Below are 17,923 nucleotides of genomic sequence, written 5' to 3' on the forward strand. Positions count from 1 at the left end.
CAGGCTGCCGCTCCATCCTGAGAGCACCCCGCGTGCCCCTGTATGTTTTCGCGTTTCTCATCCCACCGTATAGCGGATGAATCCACCAGTATTCGTAGGCAACATCCGTAAATCCCGCAGGACGGTGCGTCCATTTCCTATCGCTTTTAAACAACCTCACTGACTGGCATTTTTCGGCTATACCCAATGGCGAATTGACTGAAATCCCCGTCCAGTCCCCTCGCCTGTGGAGCCATCCCATGCCCCTCGTCCGCGTCGACATCAAGAAAAACCCGGACCCGACTTTCGCCAAACGCATTGGCGAAGTGATCTACGCCGCACTGCGCAGCGAGATCAATGTGCCGGAACACGACAATTTCCAGGTGCTGGCCGAGCACGACGACCAGCACTTCGTCTATGACCCGCAATACCTTGGGATCCAGCGCAGCGACGGCATCGTGTTCATCCAGCTGACCATCAGCGAAGGCCGTACCGTGGAGATGAAACAACGGCTGTTCCAGACCATCGCGTGCAACCTGAACCAGCAACTGGCCGTGCGCCAGGAAGACGTGTTCATCAATCTGGTGGAAGTGAAAAAAGAGAACTGGTCGTTCGGCAACGGCATCGCCCAGTACGTGACCTGATCCTGTGACCACCCGCGCCGACATCACCTTCTGACGAAGCACCCGCGCGCTCCTCGCATCAGCTCCTACACTGCCTGATGCGGGGCCGCGCCAGCCATTGCCAAACCGCTCTGGAATCAGCACTCTGAACCGACTTTTGCGCCCGAAGACCGACGATCAAAGGAGCCGAGCAATGCCCGCCACCGTTCTGGTACTGGTTGAAACCATCAATGACTACCTGCCCATTCTTGAACGACAGGGCTTTCACCTGATCCTCGCCCCGACTCCCGCCGAACGCGCCCAGGCCATTGCCACCCATGGCACCCGCATCGACGCGGTACTGACCCGAGGCCCGCTGGGTTTGTACGCTGAAGAAATCGCCGCGCTGCCCGCACTGAAAATCATCTGCGTGATCGGTGCCGGCTATGAGCAGGTGGATCTGCAAGCCGCCAGCAATCGGGGCCTGACCGTAACCAACGGCGCCGGGGTGAACGCCTCGTCGGTGGCCGACCATGCCATGGCATTGCTGCTGGCGCTGGTACGCGACATTCCGCGCTGCGATGCCGCCGTGCGTCGGGGTGAATGGCCGAAGATCATGCGCCCGTCCCTGGCGGGCAAGCGGCTGGGGATTCTCGGGCTCGGCGCAGTGGGCATGGCCATCGCCAAACGGGCGAACCTGGGTTTCGACATGGAGATCAGCTACCACAACCGTCAGGTGCGCAGTGACGTGCCTTACGCGTTTTGCTCCACCCCGACCGAACTGGCCCGGGCCTCGGACTTCCTCGTGGTCGCAACGCCCGGCGGTATTGGCAGCCAGCATCTGGTGACCCGCCCGGTGCTCGATGCCCTGGGACCGAAAGGCTTCATCGTCAATATCGCTCGAGCCAGTGTCATAAACACCGCGGACCTGATCACCGCCCTCGAACAACGGCGGATCGCCGGCGCTGCACTGGATGTATTCGATCACGAACCGCAGGTGCCGGATGCACTGAAAACCTTGAGCAACGTGATTCTCACACCGCATGTGGCCGGCCTGTCACCGGAAGCCACACAGGGTACGGTGGAACTGGCAGGAAAAAACCTGGTGGCGTTTTTTTCCGGAGAACCGGTACTGACACCGCTGACGCTGCCACCAAAACAGAACAACCAGCGCGTGCACTAAAGCACGCCAAGCAACGTCCACAAGCGCCGCGACTCGGCGTCGGCCGAGATCAACTCGCCGAGCAACTCGCTCAACGGCTTGTTGCCCCACTCGACCCCGCGCCGGATCAGATAAGGCACGGGGCTGTGGGGTTCGGTGCGGGCCAGGTATTCGGCGATCAGCAGCAATTGCCGATAGGCCTCTTCACGGCTCGCCGGTTCACGAAAGACCTGCGCCGCGACAGGCGCTTCATCGACCGGTTGCGCTTCCACCGCAAGGGCTTCGACAGGTGCGACCGGCACCGGTTTTTGTGGATGCATGGCGATGAACTCCTGGACCAGAGTCAGCAGCGCTTGAAGGATATCCTGCAGGGGCCGTAATCCCGGCCCCTGATCGCCCAGATACGTATCACTCCAGGCGCTCAGACGTTGCAGATGTTGCTGGCTCAGCAGCAGGTTGCCCTGTTGCCGCAGCCAGAACGCCAGCGGCGTGGCACGCACCTGATCGCTGAGCTTCTTTTGTTCATTGCGTGCCGATTCAGCGAGAGCCTTGGCATTTTTGCTGTCATTGACCAGCACCTGCTGCACCTGCAGACGGCGCCAGCTTTCCAGGTTGTACGCCTCGAAATCGCTGTTGTGCGAACCGAACAGCGGCACCCGGGTCAGCAGCACTTCACTGTACCGGCGCACCAGCCACTCCAGCGGAATCACGCGCCACGACTGGTCGCCCTCCTCGGCCTGTGGATGCAACTGTTCCGGATAGCGCTCGCACAATCCGACAATCAGCGCCAAGCTGCCAGGCAGTCCGTCCAGCCCCTGCTGATGCAACCAGGCTTCGCCGAGCCAGGCACTGAGCATCAGGTCCTTGCTGCGCTCGATCAGCAACGTCGTGGTGAGCCTTTGCACTTGCGGCCAGTTCGCCTGTTTCAGCGTTGATTGCCAGACCCCGGTCGGCAGGCTCGCGTCGTCTTCACGACGCAGCTCGCGAATCAGATCGAACTCATGTTCGTAACGCAGATCCGCACCACAAGGCGCGTCTTCGCTGATCGGTGCGAGCAATTGATCCATCAGGTTCGGCAACGTGGCAGATGGCAGACTCACAGGCCCTCCTTTCGAGATTCAATGGACGCAGTGGTTGCGGTCACCTGGAACGGCGAACGCGGCGCCCGGGTCGGCAACGGCGGAATCGACAACGGCTGCTTCGAGCCCTGACTCATCAACGACAGGCGCACGAACATGCGGGTGAATTCGGTGGTCACGCTGTCGTTGAGCGCAGTCACGGGCAAGCGCAGCGTCAGCGGGAAATCCGTGTAATCCGTGCTCGGTTGGCGCAGGACCGAAAAGTGCGCGCGCATCAGCCGCAATAACGACCATGGCCCGCCATATTCCCACCCTGCCTCCAGGTCCCGCACCACCAGGTTCGGTTGCAGTGGATCGTTGACCGGGCGCTCGCGACCGTTACGCGCCCAGCGCAGGGTCAGGCGGATCGGCTGGCCGACCATCCAGCGCAGGTTCGGCTGCTCGACGGCGGGATAGCTGATTTGCTGACTGCCGGCCAGCAAGCCCCCGGCGATCACTTGATCGGCGCCGCGCTCATCATCACGATCAGTGCGCCAGCGAACGTCCATCTCGACACCGAGAATGCCGCTCTTGTCACGCACGAACAGCGGCGTCAGCCACAGGCTCGCCTGCTTCAGGCGGTTGAGAAAATCTTCCGCCGCCAGCCGCTCCGGGGTCTGGCTCAGAACCAGTCCGGCCTGGGCCACCGGCAAGCGCTTCTCGATGATTTCCAGAAAGTGCTGGACCCGCGCCGGGTCGGCATCCTGGGCCTGCACGCCGCTGGCAAAGGGAAAGCGATCGGCCAGGTACTGATTGAAATAGTTGGCCAGTTCATTCCATGCCGCCGCGGCCTGCTGCTGTTGCAGGTACTGACAACGTTGCATGGCCGACTGTTGCAACTCCACTGCACGCATTGCCAGCGTGCCGCGCCCGCCTGCCAGATTGGCGGTCTGCAGCACCTGCACGCAGGAGCCGGTGTCCATGTCGATGAAATCGCGGCTGACCAGTTGCTCGATTTGCGCCGGTGAACTGGCCGGATTCGAATCCTTGTATTTGAGCAGTTCGTCGTTCAGTGCGCTGAACTGAGTCACCCGTTCATAGTCCAGCGCCGACAGATTGCCCTGCTGGGTCATCAGCCACTGCAATGCCGATGTACGCCGCTCGGTGATACCGAGCATGGTGTTGAATTGCTGCTTGAGGCTCAGCTTCAAATCCTGCACATCGCTGGCGCCGTACAGTTGCAGGCCGAGGTTTTTCGAGCCGTCCCACTGGCTGATTTCAGTCCGGCCACCGAACAGCGGTTGTGCAGTGATTTCATCCAGCCCGCTGACGATCTGCGCCAAGGCCCGGCGGTTGAGCGCACCTTGCAGCCGAGCCGCCAGATCACTGCGATGGACTTCGACAAACGCCTTTTGCAGAGCCATGGCTTGCTCGGCCTTGACGTTGAACACTGCGTAAGCATGAGTCTGGTCGTTGTGATCCTTGAGGCTCAGCCACATGGCCTGGGCCGCAGCACTTTGGGCTGCTTGCAGCAGCGCACCGCGATAGGCCGGAGGAATGCGGGGCAGCTCTTCGGCGAGATAGCTCTTGTAACTCGCGTAATAGTTCAACGACGTGTCGAGGTCATCGCCGTCCACGTTCTGGCCTTGCAGGTTGACGTTGTCCTGATCGGCGCGCATCGCCACCGAAACGAAGTCTCGCTTGAACAGCGCATGCACCGCGTTGTCCAGTTTGACGACATGATCCTGCAACGCCAGTTGACCGCTCCCTTGCTGCACCAGCAGGTTGCCGCGCGAGCCGACCTGGGCGATCCACTGGTCACGAAAACTCTGTTGCAGCTTGTTCGCCTGCATGTCCAGTTGTTGCTGGACCGGCGGCCCCAGCAGCGCGCTCTTGCGCACCTTGTCGAGAAACTCGCGATAGCCCGGTACCAGCTCCTGTCCCTTGCCCCGGCCCCAGGCCGAATTGGTCAGGGCCACCGCCGCTTGCAGGTCGTCGATGAGCGCGGTGAGATCCTCCAGCTCATTGAGGTTGTTACCGCTCCCGGCCTCCAGTTTTTCGAGATGCAACTTGAGGTAGCCGGCCTTGCTCACGAAGTTGTCGGCGAGGAAATACTGATCGAGCCAGCGCTCCATAAGTCCGTTGAAGTTACTGACGATCAGCGGCCGCTCGACACTCAGGTCCAGCGCCTGCAAGTCACCGCCATCACCCGCCGCCAGCAGACGGTTGTAATACGCGGAATGGGGAACCGTGGCAGCGTTGAGGTTCAACGACAGCGCGCTGTTGCTCAACTGCACCAGATCCTCCAGCGGAGCGCGCTGATTGTTCTGCACCTCGGCAAACAACTGGTTCTGCTGTTCCAGACGCAACGCCCGGTCGACCAGATCCGTGGCCTTCTGGTAGTTCTGCCACTGCGCCGGGTCTTCGCTTTCAATGCTGGCGCGCCGATCGGTGGCGCGGATCGCCTTGATCTTCGCCAGCTCCGCCAACAGCAGATCGTGCAACGGCTGCACCATCTGGCGTTGCGCAGACTTGAACAGTGCCCGTTCGATCTTTACGTCCACCGAGGAAAACCACGAAGCCGGAAACGCCAGCGAAACGTAATGCCAGTGCGGCGCGCGCTCCAGCACCCGCCAGAAACCCTGCACGTTGCGCCGGGTTGGCTCGACACGGTGCTCATCGTCGGTGACCGCGACATAACTTTTCTGCGCACTCTGCATCAGTCGCGCCAGTTCGTGAGCATCCCTGACCGAATCGCGCCAGACCCAGACCATCGCCACCGCCCAGATCACCCCGACCACCAGCGCAATGCCGGCAGTCACCCGCTGCCAGCGCTGGCGCAAGCGCAACAGGCGCGGTACGCCCAGAGCCAGGCCCCGCTCGCCTACAAGCCGCTGGCGCCACAAGGGACGCATGAACGCGCTGCGCTGCAGGCCACTGTCGTCAACGGAGAATCCGTCCAGCGCATCTTCCGATGGCTGACTGGCACTCAAATATACTCCGCGAAAACACGGCGCCTCACCCTGCGCATTGCCCTGGAACACCGGCTCGAGCACGTTCTGCAAACCACGACGCAATGTTTCCAGGCGCTCTGGCAAGGCATACAGATCGGCGCTCAGGTACCCGGACAACGTGCCGATTTCGATGACCGCTTCGGCGACGGCACGATGCAGGCGATCCAGCGCCTGATCGCTCCACTGCCCCTGCCACACCGCGTCGCGCGCATAGGGTGACGACCAGCCCAGGGTGCGCTCGCGGGCTTGCTCGGGCAACGCGCTGATCAGTTCCTGAAACCCGGGCAGTTCTTCCAGCCCGGTGACGATCACATAGATCGGCACACTCAATCCGAAGCGCTGCAGCAGATCAATGAAGCGCCGTCGCGCGGCCAGACCGAGCTGCGTGGCCTGTTCCAGATTGCTCAGGCGGCTGGCCGGAACCGTCCAGATCACCCCGTCCAGCGGGCGTTTGCTGCGCAGGCGCAAGATCAGCCCGAGCAGGCGCCACCAGCCGCCGCGCTGCAAATGCATGCCTTCGTCCGGCAGAAAAAGCGCCTGTGGCACCACCAGCACCGCCCCCTCGGGGTCAGACCACCAACGGCCGAACCACGCGGGTTTGTCCGTGGGTTGCAAGCGCCATTCAGTCACCAGCTGGGTGCCCTGGGTTTCATCGCCCAGCAACAGCAGCCACGGCATCTGATAGCGATCGCGACTGCCCTGTTCCTGCTCCATATGGCGCACGGCACCGTAGAAGCTGCGAATCGCCGCACCGCTCCGTGTGCGCAGCCACCACACCGCCACGGCGATGATCACCAGCAACAACAGCACGGCGACGACCCAGGCGACAATCGTCAGTGTGCTCATGAATCCTGCTCCGACACCGTCACCGAGTCGATCATCTGCAACACCGGTTCCAGCTCGGAACGAATGTCACGCCAGAGAAACTGACCGATCCCGGTCAAGAGCAGCACCATCGCCAGCATGCCCAACGCCAGTCGAAAACCGTCCGGCAACGCGGTACGTACCGGTAACTGCAACGGCGGGACCCACGAAGGCTGCACCAGCCGCTGGCTCACGCCTTCGTAACTGGCGTCGTCCTGCCAGGCAAAACTGAACAACGCCAGACGCCATTTCTCCAGCTGCGCCTGACTGTGCTCGCCACGCAGGCGGCCATGAAAACCGAGAATCAAACATTGCAGATAGACATTGGCCAGGTCGCGACTGGTGGGCTGTTGTTCATCGAGCAGGGTTTGAATTGCAGCCGGCAACTGTTCACCGGCCTGACGACTCGAGTACAAGCGTGACTCCAGGGGTTTGTCCTGCCACGCCACTTGGCCCGGCCACGGGCTGAACAGCAATGTTTCATCAACCAGCGCCACAAAGGCATACACCAGCGCCTTGACCTGCTCGGTGGCCGAATCGCCGACCCGCGAATACGCCGTACGCCACAACCGTTGGGACGCCTGGGTCGACAGTTCGACGACGGTCTCCACGAGCGCCGCTTCGTCATCGCTGTCCTTGGGCAACTGACTCCAGTCCAGTTGCCATTGCTGCCACGCCTGACGGAACGCGCTGCTCAGCGGTGCGTCCTGCAACCCAAGGTTTGCGACACTTCCTTGCGACATACGGCGTTCCTTGTGTGATCAGGCACGTTCACTGTTCTGGGCAACAAACAGCACCACTTGCCACGGACTGCTGGTCAACCGGGTGGCGGGAGCGGCGATCACCAGCGGCAATTGCGCGTCGAACCAGTTGCCTTCGGCCGTCACCACAAACAGCCGGGTGTCATCACCCACGCTGTAGGCCACTTGCTCGTTGCGGCTCATGGCCTGGTGCGTCAAGCCACTCATGCGCTGGCGGCTGAGCAAGGCGATGTGCGGCGCCGAGGCGATGATCGCGCCGCGCAGCCATTCGCCGGCCGCCTGCTCGCTGGCGCCGTTGGGCATGCGCAGGCCGATGACCAGCCGCTGGCTCGGCTGCTCGTCCGGCAACTGAATGGAAAAACTGTGTTCGCTGCGTTCGAATGCGATGCTGCGGTAACCCGCACGGATCAGCTCCAGGGTGGTTTCCAGCCACTCCAGCAACGGCTCGTAACCGAGTTGCAACTCGAAAAAATCCAGCGGCGCAAACGACGGTACGCCTGCCAGCGGGTCCAGCGCCGACCACGCCCCGGCCAGGCCCAGCAACTGCACATACAACGCCTGCGGATGAGCAATGCGGCTGTTCAGCGAGCCTTCGACTTCCGGTAGACGCGACCACAACGCGGTCAGTTGACGGCGAATCTCCAGCGCATCGTCCTGATTGCCTGACTGCTGTGCCTGACGCAGGCGCCCGCCCAGGAACAGGCATTTCTCCCGGGCTCGCGCGCAGAGCCCGGCGATCCGCCGCCCCAGCGGCGACTCCGGCAACAGGACCGGCGTCGGCGGCGTATAGGGCAACGGCAAAAAACCGCCGCCCTCCTTGCGGACTTTCAGCAGTGGCAGGCAGATCGAATCGGCTTTGTTCAGTTGCGTGCACAGACGCGGATTGGGTCGCCATACCGTAATCGATTCGGGAAATTCACCGCTGGTGAGATCGGGCAACGCTTCGCCGACCACCGACTGCAAACGTCCCTTGAGCGGCAGCAGTTGACCGGCACGCCACAAAGGGCTGATGGCCAGGTACACCGTGACGGTAGCGTCATCGGTTTCACCGATCGACGAGCCGACATCCAGCTCCAGTGCAGGCCCGACACCCGCCTGTAGATTGACCGGTAAACCGTCGGGCATCGTCCCCTGCAACGACAACACTCGCACGACCCCCGCACTCATCGCCGAAGGGTCGAACGCCATCTGACTGACACCAAAGAACCACGGATTGCAGGCCTGGGCCAGATGCGCACCGAGCGCCTCGGCCCGCAGACCCTGCAACTGAAAGTGCTGGGGCAGCAATTGCATGCCTTCATGCCAGCAGACCGCGTCAGGTAGCAGACTCATACGACTCCCTTCGACTGCACCGCGAACCGGCGGCGGACGGTGTGTTTCAGTTTTCCTTGCTGACCAGCGTCATCTCGCGGCTGTCGAACTTGAGCCATGCATCGCTCTGATCATCCAGCCGCAAGCGGTGCGCTCCGGGTGTGTTATAGCTGGCGAAGACTAAAAGTCCAGCCGCCCGCTTGCCCCCCAAAGGGAACGGCTGGCGATCGATGAATTGCCCCGGCACCAGCTCCAGTCCCCACACGCTCATCAACTGACGATAGTCGCGCTGATACTGCTCGCGCCCGGCAAACCACTGCTGGGCACTGATGCCCGACAGTTGCTTGAGCAGATCAGGGTCATTGACCGCGATGAAATCCACGGCGATCGGCGTGTCGTCATTGGCCTTGGGCGCGACGTCGAGGGTCAGGCTGTCGAGGTCCACTTTCGGCCCGAAGAACGAGCAACCGGCAAGCAGCGCAAAGCCGATTGTTAGAAAAAGTCGTGAAGACAAAATGAATTTTCCTTTTCGTGATCCAGTCCAAAAAAGTTTTTCGCTTGCATTTTTATAGACCTGTTCTAGCGTCTTGGGTAGTTCGGTTCCTACAGCCGAATGTGGAAGGTTTGTCAAAGGAACGACAGGTCATCTGCCTCCCTTTCTAACCTGTGGTCCAGCAAGGGAAAGCGATGAACGGGCCTCCCCGATGCATTGCGCCCGCTCATCGCATCGGAGTCCGCCGACATGGCAGAAAGTACCCAGCACAAGCTCGACCGGGTTCGCCCGCCTCGAGTGCAAATCACCTATGACGTCGAAATCGGCAACGCCATCGAGAAAAAGGAATTGCCGCTGGTCGTCGGGATCCTGGCCGACCTCTCGGGCAAGCCGCTCGAACCATTGGCAAAACTGACCGAACGCCGTTTCACCGAAATCGACCGCGACAACTTCAACGAAGTGCTCGCCTCCATCGGCCCCCGCGCCACGCTGCAAGTCAACAACACCCTCAGCGGCGACGACAGCAAGCTGAACATCGAGCTCAACTTCAAACACATCGACGATTTCGACCCGGTCAAGGTGGTGGAGCAAGTCACCCCGCTGCGCCGCCTGTTCGAGGCCCGTCAGCGCCTGCGCGACCTGCTGACCAAACTCGACGGCAACGACGATCTCGACAAGCTGTTGCGCGATGTCATCGCCAACACCGAAGGCTTGCAAGAGATCAAATCGGCTCGCCCGGACACCGCTGTCCCGGCCGCTGATGCCGAGGCCCCGGCCGAACCGCAAGCCTGATCGTCCACCTGACCGAGGAAGAATTCGCCATGCCCGCCGCCGCCCAGAATCAAGCCAGCGAAAATGCTGCCGCCGAGACTTTATCCCTGCTTGACCGGATCATCGCCGAGGGCCGCATGGCCCATGACGACAGCCAGCAGGACTACGCCCGCGACATGCTCGCGGAATTCGCCACCCAGGTACTTGACGAAGGCATGGCCATCGACAAGGACACCGTGGCGATGATCAACGACCGCATCAGCCAGATCGACGAGCTGATCAGCGCCCAGCTCAACGAAGTGCTGCATCACCCGGACCTGCAAAAACTCGAAGCGTCCTGGCGTGGCCTGCACATGCTGGTGCAGAACACCGAAACCAGCACCCGGCTGAAACTGCGACTGCTCAACGTGACGCAGAAAGAGCTGCAGAACGACCTGGAAAAAGCCGTCGAATTCGACCAGAGCGCCCTGTTCAAGAAGATCTACGAAGAGGAATACGGCACCTTCGGCGGTCACCCGTTCAGCTTGCTGGTGGGTGACTACACCTTTGGCCGTCACCCGCAGGACATCGGCTTGCTGGAGAAACTGTCGAACGTTGCCGCCGCTGCTCACGCCCCGTTCATTGCTGCTGCCAGCCCGCGTCTGTTCGACATGAACAGCTTCACCGAACTGGCCGTGCCGCGAGACCTGTCGAAGGTCTTCGAGAGTCAGGAACTGATCAAGTGGCGCTCGTTCCGTGAAAGCGAAGACTCGCGCTACGTCTCGCTGGTGCTGCCGCACTTCCTGCTGCGTCTGCCTTACGGCCCGGACACTTCGCCGGTGGAAGGCATCAACTACGTCGAAGACACCAATGGCACCGATCACAGCAAATACCTGTGGGGCAATGCCGCATGGGCGCTGTCGCAACGCATCACCGAAGCCTTTGCCAAGTACGGCTGGTGCGCGGCAATCCGTGGTGCTGAAGGTGGCGGCGCGGTCGAAGGCTTGCCGGCACACACCTTCCGCACCAGCTCCGGCGACCTGTCGCTCAAATGCCCGACTGAAGTGGCGATCACCGACCGCCGCGAGAAAGAACTCAACGACCTCGGCTTCATCGCCCTGTGTCACAAGAAGAACAGCGACATCGCGGTGTTCTTCGGCGGCCAGACCACCAACAAAGCCAAGGTCTACAACACCAATGAGGCCAATGCCAACGCACGCATCTCGGCGATGTTGCCTTACGTGCTCGCGGCATCGCGTTTCGCTCATTATTTGAAGGTGATCATGCGCGACAAGGTCGGCAGCTTCATGACCCGCGACAACGTGCAGACCTACCTCAACAACTGGATCGCCGACTACGTGCTGATCAACGACAACGCACCGCAGGAAATCAAGGCGCAATACCCGCTGCGTGAAGCGCGTGTGGACGTCACCGAAGTCGCCGGCAAACCCGGTGCCTATCGCGCAACCGTGTTCCTGCGGCCGCACTTCCAGCTGGAAGAACTGACGGCATCGATCCGCCTGGTCGCCACGCTGCCGCCTCCGGTAGCCGCCTGACCCGCCTGCGCCCGCAGGATATTCCTGCGGGCGCTCCCCTGTTTGTCTAGCGCGACACCCTTCAGGAGTTACAAGCGATGGATGCAATCATTCTCGACCTCGGCGGCGACATCAAAGGCGACAGCCTGCTCGAGGGCTACAAGGACAAGATCGAAGTCATGTCCTACAGCCACAACGTGGCAATGCAGGTGACCAACGACGTCAGCAACTCGGAGCGCACCTCCGGCCGGCCGCACATCGGTGAATTTACCCTGACCAAATTCATCGACAGCTCGACCCCTTCGCTCAACGAATATTGCTGCGCGGGCAAGCCGATCCCGGAAGCCAAGATCACCATCGGCCGCAACGCCGCCGAGGGCAGCGGGCAGATCATGCCGTTCATCATCTACACCCTGACCAACGTGGTGATCTCCAACGTCAGCGTCAGTGGCGGCACCGGTGGCAAACCGGTGGAGACGCTTTCTTTGAACTTCACCAAGATCAAATGGGAACTCACCGCGCAAAAAGACGACGGCACCAAGGAAGGCACCGCCGGCACGGTCTGGGACCTGGCCGCGAACAAGGCCGGCAAGTAACCGGACGCAACGGCCATGACAAGCTCGGGAATTCTCCCGCCGCTGTTCGAACGCCTCGCGTCCGGTGAGGCGGACGGCGTGCAGGCGTTCGATCGTCAGAGCCTGCTCGACTCGGTGCACGCCGAACTGGCGCGCCTGTTCAACACCCGCCGTGGCCCGCGCACATTGACGGTGCCCCCCAGCGTGATCGATTACGGCATCGCCGACTGGAGCGCTCTGCAACAGCAGCGCAGCGATGACCGTCGTCGGCTGACGCGGGACATTCGCGAGGCCATCACCCATTTCGAACCGCGCCTGCTGCTGGGCGAGGTTCAGGTCAATCCCCTCCCCGAACAGCCACAGCGATTGAGCATCCGCCTGCTCGGCGAATTGCGCAGCGGCTCGCAGCACTGGCCGGTGGCCTTTGTCATCGAGCCCGGCAACGAAGGGCTGGAGGTGCGCCATGAGCGACTCGATTGACCCGCAACTGCTCGACTATTACCAACGTGAACTGACCTGGTTGCGCCATGCCGGCAGCCAGTTTGCCGAACGCTATCCGAAAGTCGCGAGGCGGCTGGAGCTGTCTCCCGGTGAATGCCCGGATCCGCACGTCGAGCGATTGCTCGAGGGTTTCGCCCTGCTCGCCGCACGTCTGCAGCGGCGGCTGGATGACGACTACGCCGAGTTCAGCGACGCATTGCTCGAACAGCTTTATCCCTTGGCCATGCGCCCGTTGCCGTCCTGCGCCATCGTCCAGTTCGAACCGGACCCGAGCAAAGGCAACCTCGACGGCGGCTATCCCCTGCCCCGGGACACGCCGCTGTTCGTCACCACCAGCAAGGGCGAAAGCCTTCACTTTCGCACCAGTGCCGCCGTGCGTCTGTGGCCGGTCGAAGTCAGCGAAGCCTTGTTGCTGGGAAGCGATGAAGCGCAGGCCCTGACCGGTGTGGCGCAGTGCCGTTCGGCGCTGCGTCTGAGTCTGCGCTGCCTGGGCGACAGCCAGTGGTCGGAGCTGGGTATCGAACACTTGCGCATTCACCTGGCCGCGTCTCCGGTGGTCAACGCCAGCCTCTATGACCTGCTCGGCGCCCACGCGGTGCAGGTACTGGCCGGCTCGCCGGGGAGCATTCCCGCCAGCGTGAAAGGCCTGCCGAGGATCGTCGGTTTTGCAGACGACGAAGCGCTGCTGCCGGACGAAGACGGCGTGCATCCGGGCATGCGCCTGCTGGCCGAGTACTTCGCGTTCCCGGACAAATTCCACTTCTTTGATCTGCCACTGTCCGGCGTTTCGAGTGACAGCCAGACGCTGTACCTCTACATCGTTTTTGACCGAGCCCCGGCCGGTCGCCTGCACTTGCAGGCCAGCGACATCACCCTCGGCTGCGCGCCGGTGATCAACCTGTTTCCGCGCACCTCGGAGCCGCTGCGCCCGGACGGCACCCGCAGCGAGTATCGACTGGTCGCCGACAGCCACCGGGAAAACAGCGTCGAAATCCACAGCATTCGTGGCATCCGCGCCAGCTCCGCCAGCGGTGTGCAACGGCTGCCGGCGTATTTCGGCAGCCAGCACAGCAGCGCTGACCGGCAACGTTACTGGCATGCACGACGGGTCAACGGGCAGACGCCGAACCGGCTCGGCAGCGATCTTCTGGTCAGCGTCGTCGACACCCGTTTCGAACCGCAGACCGACCTGCCCGATTACAGCCTGACCGCCGAACTGCTGTGCACCAATCGGCATCTGGCCCAGAGCCTGCCCGCCGGTACGCCGCTGGGGTTCGAGCGGCCGGGCCCGGTGGCGTGGGCACGCCTGCGCAATCCGCCGAGCCCGCAGAGTCTGCCGCGACTGAACGGCGATTCGCGCTGGCGGCTGGTGTCGCAACTGACCCTCAATCATCTGTCGCTGGTCGAAGGGCCGCAGGCGCTGGATGCACTGAAGGAAATCCTCACCCTGCACAACCTGCGCGATGAGGCCAGCGCCCTGCGCCAGATTGAAGGTCTGGTGAGCCTCGGTTGCGAGCGGGTGATCGGCCATGTCGGCGCCGACGCCTGGCGCGGCTTGCGCAACGGACTTGAAGTGCAACTGCAGCTCGATCCACAGCATTTTGTCGGTAGCAGCGCGGTGTTGTTTTCAGCGGTGCTCGCGCAGTTCTTTTCGGTGTACGCCACGGCCAATCGCTTTGTGCGCACCGTGCTCATGCAGGCAGACAAGGAGGTCAAGGCATGGCAACCCCAAGCCGGCATGCCTCTGTCGCTCTGACCCTCAGCCAGCGCCTGCGCCGTGATCCGCAGGCGTTCGAATGGTTGCAGGCGTTGCTGTTGCTGGAGCGCGAACAGCCGCAGGCCGACTCCCTCGGTTCGGGTACATCGCCACAGGCCGAAGCGCTGAAATTGCGCGGGCCGTTGACCCCCTTGTTCGCCGCCAGCCAGATCGAAAGCCTGGAGGAAATCCCCGGTGAACCGCTGACCCTGAACTCGCCGATGTTCGGCCTCGGCGGCCCCGACGGCCCGCTGCCTTACGCCTATCAGGAATGGCTGCAACAACGGGCGCGAGCCAAGGATCATGCACCCGCCGAGTTCCTCGACCTGTTCCAGCATCGGTTGCTGAGCCTGCTGTACAAGGTGATGCGCAAACACCGGATCGCCCTCGGTTTCACCACGCCCGGCGCCTCGCCGGTGCAGGCGCAACTTCGGGCGCTGACCGGGTTGTTGCCCAAATCCCTGCAAGAGCGCCAGGCAATTCCCGACTGCGCCGTTCTGGCCTGCACGGCGTTGTACGCCGATGGCCGTCGGTCGTTGGCCGGATTCGCGGCGATTGTCCGCGAGCAATTTGCCGTGGCGGTGGAACTGAGCGCCTATGAAGGGGCGTGGCGTGAGATTCCACGTGCCAGCCGCAGCGTCATGAAGGCGGGGGGACGCAATCTGCAACTCGGCCGCAGCGCTGTCGCCGGTACTCGGGTGTGGGATGAACACGCCGGGATTCGCCTGACGCTCGGGCCATTGTCTTCGGCGCAGGCCGGACGCTTTCTGCCGGACGGCGAAACGCATCCGGCGCTGGCGAGCCTCGCTGCACTGTATTTCGGCCCGGATCTGGACGTGAAACTGGTGCTGTTGGTGCGCGGTGCCGGGCCGCTGCAACTCGGCCGACAAACCCCGGTCCTGTTGAGCTGGAACGGTGGCCTGCAACGCCAGACCAGCCTGGCCGTGCAACGGATCGAAACCCGCCTGCGTCAGCTGGAGATCACCTGAAATGGAACTGGCCAGCCTGATCGGACGCCTCAACCCGGACAACCGCCGCGCCCTCGAACGTGCCGCGCAACGGTGCTTGCAGCGCGGACATCACTTTGTCGAGATCGAGCATCTGTTGCTGGAGTTGCTGGATATCGAGGGCGGCGATTTTGCCTTTCTGCTGCCGCGTTTTGGATTGGAGCGTGATGCGCTGACGGCGGAGATCAACAAGGCGCTGGACCTGTTCAAGGCTGGCAGCACGCGCACGCCGGCGTTGTCTTCGCACACCCTGGGATTGCTGGAAGACGCCGTGGTACAGGCCAGTGTGTTGGGCGTCGAGAGTATTCGTTCCGGGCTGCTGTTGCTGGCGCTGATCGACCGTGACGAGCGCCGCAGCTTATTGCTCAACAGTGCTTCGTCGCTGCTGAGAATTCCGAAAGAAGCGTTGCGCGCAAACCTGCTGGAATGGACGGAAAACTCTCGTGAGCACGTTGGCCCGCGCTCTGTATCTTCGGGGAGTCCAACACCACGGCAAGACTCGGTGCTCGATCAATACACCCAGGATCTGACCGCCGATGCTCACGCCGGGCGCATTGACCCGATTGTCGGTCGCGACGGCGAGATTCGTCAGTGCATCGACATTCTTCTGAGACGCCGGCAGAACAACCCGATTCTGGTCGGTGCGCCGGGCGTTGGCAAAACCGCCGTGGTCGAAGGCCTGGCGCTGCGCATCGCCGCCGGGGACGTGCCGCCGTCGTTGCAGGAAGTCAGTTTGCGGGTGCTCGATCTCGGTCTGTTGCAGGCCGGGGCCGGGGTCAAAGGCGAATTTGAACAGCGGCTCAAAGGTGTGATCGACGCGGTTCGCAGCGCCGACAAGCCGATCATCCTGTTCATCGACGAGGCCCACACACTGATCGGCGCTGGCGGTGCCGAAGGCGGCAGCGACGCGGCCAACTTGCTCAAACCCGCGCTGGCCCGAGGTGAATTGCGCACGTTGGCCGCCACGACCTGGATGGAATATAAAAAGTATTTCGAAAAAGACCCGGCCCTCGCCCGCCGCTTTCAGTTGGTGCAAGTGGAAGAGCCGGACGAAATCACCGCCGTGGAAATGCTCCGTGGCGTGGCAGCAAAACTGGAACAGCACCACGGGGTGCAAGTGCTGGACGCAGCGATCCACGAAGCGGTGAAACTCTCCCATCGCTACATCTCCGGCCGCCAGTTGCCGGACAAGGCCATCAGCGTCCTCGACACCGCCTGCGCCCGGGTCGCCCTCGGTCAGCACGACGTGCCGCCACCGCTGGAGAGCCTGCGCCATCGCCAGCAAAGCCTGAAAGAAGAAGTCGAACGCCTGCGCCGCGAACAGGCCACCGGGCTGGATCATCGCGAGCGCATCACCTTGCTGGAGAGCGAATCGAAGACCAACGTCCAGGCCATCCGCGAACTGGAAACCCGCTGGAGCGAAGAGCGCGTGGCCGTGCGCGAACTGCTCGACACCCGCCGAGAACTGCTCGACCTCAGCGAACGCGCCGACAGCGACAAACCCGACGAAGCCACCGACAGCCGCATCGATCATCTGGCCGCCGAACTGCTGCGCCTGGAGGCCGGGCTCGATGCGATTCGCCAGGACGACCCGCTGGTGCCCGAACAGGTGGACAGCAAGACCGTCGCGGCTGTTATTGCAGGCTGGACCGGTATTCCCGTCGGCAAAATGCTTGCCGACGAAGCTCATGCCGTGCGCACCCTCGGACAGCGCATGGGCTTGCGTGTGATGGGCCAGACCACGGCGCTCTCGACCATCGCGCAGCGCCTCCAGGCCTACCGCGCCGGACTGACCGACCCGCAGAAACCGGTTGGCGTGTTCCTGCTGGTTGGACCTACGGGCGTTGGTAAAACCGAAACCGCGTATGCACTGGCGGATGCCTTGTATGGCGGCGAACGCAACCTGATCAGCATCAACCTTTCCGAATATCAGGAAGCCCATACCGTCAGCCAGCTCAAGGGCGCCCCACCCGGCTATGTTGGTTACGGCAGTGGCGGCGTACTGACGGAAGCGGTACGGCGCAAACCGTATTCGGTGGTGTTGCTGGATGAAATCGAGAAGGCGCACCCGGATGTTCTGGAAGCGTTTTACAACGTGTTCGACAAAGGTTTGATGGAAGACGGGACGGGGCTGGTTGTCGACTTCAAGAACACCGTAATGCTCGCCACCAGTAACGTCGGGGCTGAACTGTTGCTCGACACTCCCGCGTCACACATCGGCTCTGAAGCCTTCAACGAGGCGCTGCACAAAGTCCTTTTGCAAGCCTTCCGCCCGGCGTTTCTGGCACGCATGACGGTGGTCGCCTATCGACCGCTGGATGAAGCAACGCTGGAAGGGATTGTGCTGGCGAAGCTGGAAAAACTGCGGGGCCGCTACAAGGCAGCGACCGGCAAACAGTTCGAGTTCGATTCGGGAATCGTTAAAGCCGTGCTCGCCAAATGCAGTGCGGCAGGTGCGCGGGATGTCGAGAACGTGTTGATGACGCAGGTGACGGGGAAGTTGGCGGAGTGGGTGTTGGAGTAGCTGTGCGCGAGCGCATCGCCGGAAACAGGGA

At 62.3% G+C, this 17,923-nt stretch carries 14 protein-coding genes; 9 read left to right on the forward strand and 5 right to left on the reverse strand.

Annotated elements, in window-relative coordinates; genetic code table 11:
• The first annotated feature begins 239 nt into the window (after positions 1-239).
• A complete protein-coding gene (locus tag ACSPX5_RS11995; protein ID WP_439821769.1) occupies positions 240-623 on the forward strand; it encodes a tautomerase family protein in 384 nt (127 codons plus the stop codon).
• A gap of 172 nt (positions 624-795) precedes the next feature.
• Positions 796-1,764 carry a 2-hydroxyacid dehydrogenase gene (locus tag ACSPX5_RS12000; RefSeq protein ID WP_169430820.1) on the forward strand — a complete coding sequence of 323 codons (969 nt, stop codon included), beginning with the start codon at positions 796-798 and terminating at the stop codon, positions 1,762-1,764.
• Here the strand turns inward: ACSPX5_RS12000 and tssA are convergent.
• Genes tssA through ACSPX5_RS12025 form a run of 5 tightly spaced genes read right to left on the reverse strand, consistent with a single transcriptional unit; the run spans position 1,761 to position 9,265 of the window.
• Positions 1,761-2,843 (reverse strand): type VI secretion system protein TssA, encoded by a 1,083-nt coding sequence (tssA, locus tag ACSPX5_RS12005; RefSeq protein WP_439821770.1) that lies wholly within the window; start codon positions 2,841-2,843, stop codon positions 1,761-1,763. The two genes, ACSPX5_RS12000 and tssA, sit on opposite strands and share 4 nt — an antisense overlap.
• Positions 2,840-6,661, reverse strand: a complete 3,822-nt coding sequence (locus tag ACSPX5_RS12010; RefSeq protein WP_439821771.1) for a type VI secretion system protein — start codon at positions 6,659-6,661, stop codon at positions 2,840-2,842. Before ACSPX5_RS12010 ends, tssA begins: the two co-directional genes overlap by 4 nt.
• The gene (locus tag ACSPX5_RS12015) at positions 6,658-7,422 is read right to left on the reverse strand and encodes a DotU family type IV/VI secretion system protein (protein ID WP_323160240.1); all 765 of its coding nucleotides are present in this window, start codon (positions 7,420-7,422) and stop codon (positions 6,658-6,660) included. The genes ACSPX5_RS12010 and ACSPX5_RS12015 overlap by 4 nt, the downstream gene beginning before the upstream one ends.
• 18 nt (positions 7,423-7,440) lie before the next feature.
• On the reverse strand, positions 7,441-8,772 hold the full coding sequence (tssK, locus tag ACSPX5_RS12020) for a type VI secretion system baseplate subunit TssK (RefSeq protein ID WP_439821772.1): 1,332 nt from the start codon (positions 8,770-8,772) through the stop codon (positions 7,441-7,443).
• A gap of 46 nt (positions 8,773-8,818) precedes the next feature.
• The gene (locus tag ACSPX5_RS12025; RefSeq protein WP_085732262.1) at positions 8,819-9,265 is read right to left on the reverse strand and encodes a type VI secretion protein; all 447 of its coding nucleotides are present in this window, start codon (positions 9,263-9,265) and stop codon (positions 8,819-8,821) included.
• A 228-nt stretch (positions 9,266-9,493) separates the two neighbouring features.
• Between ACSPX5_RS12025 and tssB the strand changes: the two genes are divergently transcribed.
• The 7 genes from tssB to tssH all read left to right on the forward strand — a co-directional run bounded on the left by tssB (position 9,494) and on the right by tssH (position 17,892).
• Positions 9,494-10,036 (forward strand): type VI secretion system contractile sheath small subunit, encoded by a 543-nt coding sequence (gene tssB, locus ACSPX5_RS12030; RefSeq protein WP_169430825.1) that lies wholly within the window; start codon positions 9,494-9,496, stop codon positions 10,034-10,036.
• 29 nt (positions 10,037-10,065) lie between these two features.
• Positions 10,066-11,550 (forward strand): type VI secretion system contractile sheath large subunit, encoded by a 1,485-nt coding sequence (gene tssC / locus ACSPX5_RS12035; RefSeq protein WP_169430826.1) that lies wholly within the window; start codon positions 10,066-10,068, stop codon positions 11,548-11,550.
• Between the two features lie 77 nt (positions 11,551-11,627).
• Complete coding sequence (locus ACSPX5_RS12040; protein ID WP_169430827.1) at positions 11,628-12,125, forward strand: Hcp family type VI secretion system effector; 498 nt, start codon at positions 11,628-11,630, stop codon at positions 12,123-12,125.
• 15 nt (positions 12,126-12,140) lie between these two features.
• Positions 12,141-12,584: a type VI secretion system baseplate subunit TssE gene (gene tssE / locus ACSPX5_RS12045; protein WP_207866402.1), complete on the forward strand. Its 444-nt coding sequence runs from the start codon at positions 12,141-12,143 to the stop codon at positions 12,582-12,584.
• Positions 12,568-14,361 (forward strand): type VI secretion system baseplate subunit TssF, encoded by a 1,794-nt coding sequence (tssF, locus tag ACSPX5_RS12050; RefSeq protein WP_439821773.1) that lies wholly within the window; start codon positions 12,568-12,570, stop codon positions 14,359-14,361. The genes tssE and tssF overlap by 17 nt, the downstream gene beginning before the upstream one ends.
• On the forward strand, positions 14,325-15,350 hold the full coding sequence (tssG, locus tag ACSPX5_RS12055; RefSeq protein ID WP_439821774.1) for a type VI secretion system baseplate subunit TssG: 1,026 nt from the start codon (positions 14,325-14,327) through the stop codon (positions 15,348-15,350). The genes tssF and tssG overlap by 37 nt, the downstream gene beginning before the upstream one ends.
• 1 nt (position 15,351) lies before the next feature.
• Positions 15,352-17,892: a type VI secretion system ATPase TssH gene (gene tssH / locus ACSPX5_RS12060; protein ID WP_323160236.1), complete on the forward strand. Its 2,541-nt coding sequence runs from the start codon at positions 15,352-15,354 to the stop codon at positions 17,890-17,892.
• The last annotated feature ends 31 nt before the right edge of the window (positions 17,893-17,923 follow it).

This window comes from Pseudomonas sp. HLG18 (assembly GCF_051903985.1).
Lineage (GTDB): Bacteria > Pseudomonadota > Gammaproteobacteria > Pseudomonadales > Pseudomonadaceae > Aquipseudomonas > Aquipseudomonas fluorescens_BT.